We start from the raw sequence: 2,174 nt of genomic DNA, 5'->3' as shown, positions 1-2,174 counted from the left end.
TTCGCGGGGCGTGCGGATGAGCAGGTGAAGATCCGTGGGTTCCGGATCGAGCCGGGCGAGGTCCAGGCCGCGGTCCTGGCGCATCCGCAGGTGGCCCAGGCCGCCGTGATCGCGCGGGAAGACACCCCGGGCGAGGTCCGGCTGGTGGCATACGTCGTCCCCGCGGACATCGATGGTGAAGGGGACGAGGAGGGGCTGCGCGCGGCGGTGAGCGCGTTCACAGCGGAGCGGCTGCCGGGATACATGGTGCCGTCGGCGGTGGTGGTGCTGGACGAGCTGCCGCTGACGCGTAACGGCAAGCTGGATCGCAAGGCCCTGCCCGCGCCGGAGTTCAGTTCCACGACGACGGTGGGCCGACGGCCGGCCGACGTTCGAGAGGAGCTGCTGTGCGCTGCGTTTGCTGATGTTCTGGGATTGTCTGCTGTGGGGGTGGATGACGACTTCTTCGCGCTGGGTGGGCATTCGCTGCTGGCGGTGCGGTTGGTGAGTCGGGTTCGTTCGGTGCTTGGGGTGGAGGTGCCGTTGCGGGCGCTGTTCGAGGCGCCGACGGTGGCTGGTCTGGCGGCGCGATTGGCGGAGGCGGATGAGGCGCGGCTGCCGTTGACGGCCGGGGTGCGTCCGGAGCGGGTGCCGTTGTCGTTCGCGCAGCGTCGGCTGTGGTTCCTGGGGCAGCTTGAGGGGCCGAGTGCGACTTATAACGTGCCGGTGTCGTTGCGGTTGTCGGGGGATGTGGACCGTGCGGCCTTGAGTCAGGCTCTGCGTGACGTGGTCGGGCGGCACGAGGTGCTGCGCACGGTCTTCCCCGTGTACGAGGGCGAGCCCTATCAGCAGATCCTCAGCGCCCAGGAACTGGTGTGGGACCTCGACGTGGTGGAGGTGGCCGGGGCAGAGCTTGAGGGGGCGGTGGCCGAGGCGGAGGGGTATGCCTTCGATCTGTCGGTGGAGGTGCCGTTCCGGGCATCGCTGTTCACCACAGATGCGGGTGAGCGGGTGCTGGTTGTTCTGACGCATCACATTGCGACGGACGGCTGGTCGACGGGTCCGTTGGCGCGGGATGTCTCTGTTGCCTACGCGGCCCGCTGCGAGGGCAGGGTGCCGGTGTGGGAGTCGTTGCCGGTGCAGTATGCGGATTACGCGTTGTGGCAGCGGGAGTTGCTGGGTGATGAGGGGGATGCGGGCAGTGTGCTGGCCCGGCAGGTGGAGTACTGGCGTGGTGTGCTGGAAGGGGCGCCGGAGAAGCTGGTGCTGCCGTTCGACCGTGAGCGGCCGGCGGTGGCCAGTCACCGGGGACACAGTGTGCCGTTGGAGGTTCCGGCGCAGGTGCACGCGCGGCTGGTGGAGGTGGCGCGGGCCGAGGGTGTGACGGTGTTCATGGTGCTGCAGGCGGCGCTGGCCACGCTGCTGTCCCGGCTGGGCGCGGGCACGGACATCCCGGTCGGGACAACGAACGCGGGCCGGACCGACGAGGCTTTGGACGATCTGGTCGGCTTCTTCGTGAACACCCTGGTCCTGCGGACGGACCTGTCGGGGGATCCGACGTTCCGTGAGCTGCTGGAGCGGGTGCGGCAGGCCGATCTCGGGGCGTTGGCGCATCAGGATGTGCCGTTCGAGCGGCTGGTGGAGGAACTCGCGCCGGTGCGTTCGTTGGCGTGGCATCCGTTGTTCCAGGTGGTGCTCACGCTGCTGAACGCGGGTGAAGCCCGTCTGGATCTTCCCGGGGTCGGGGTGGAGGGGATGCCGTCGGGGACGGTGGCGGCGAAGTTCGATCTGGATGTGCTGGTGGGTGAGGTCTTCGACGAGGACGGCATGCCGGCGGGTCTGCGGGGCGTGGTCATCGCCGCAGCGGATGTTTTCGAGCCGGACAGTGCGCAACGGCTGGCGGGTCGCCTGGTGCGGGTGCTGGACGCGGTGACGGCCGATCCCGGGATACGCGTCGGCACACTGAGTGTGATCGGCGCCGCTGAGCGGGACCGGGTGTTGGTGGAGTGGAACGGTACGGGGGTGGAGGTGGGTGTTGCGACGCTTCCGGGGTTGTTCGAGGCGCAGGTGGCACGGGATCCGGGGGCGGTGGCGGTGGTCGCTGACGGGGTTGAGGTGTCGTATGGGGAGTTGGATGTGCGGGCGAATCGTCTGGCGCGGTTGCTGGTGGGTCGGGGGGTGGGGCCGGAGTCGGT

Annotated in this window: 1 protein-coding gene; it reads left to right on the top strand. The window is 69.2% G+C overall.

Features of this window, described 5'->3' with window-relative positions:
- Positions 1–24: 24 nt before the first annotated feature.
- On the top strand, positions 25–2,174 hold a 2,150-nt coding region (locus ACFW01_RS38350), incomplete at its 3' end, for a condensation domain-containing protein (RefSeq protein WP_384511486.1).

This window comes from Streptomyces sp. NPDC058985 (genome assembly GCF_042740985.1).
In the GTDB taxonomy this organism is placed as follows: Bacteria; Actinomycetota; Actinomycetes; order Streptomycetales; family Streptomycetaceae; genus Streptomyces.
This window is presented reverse-complemented; position numbering and strand designations above follow the sequence as displayed.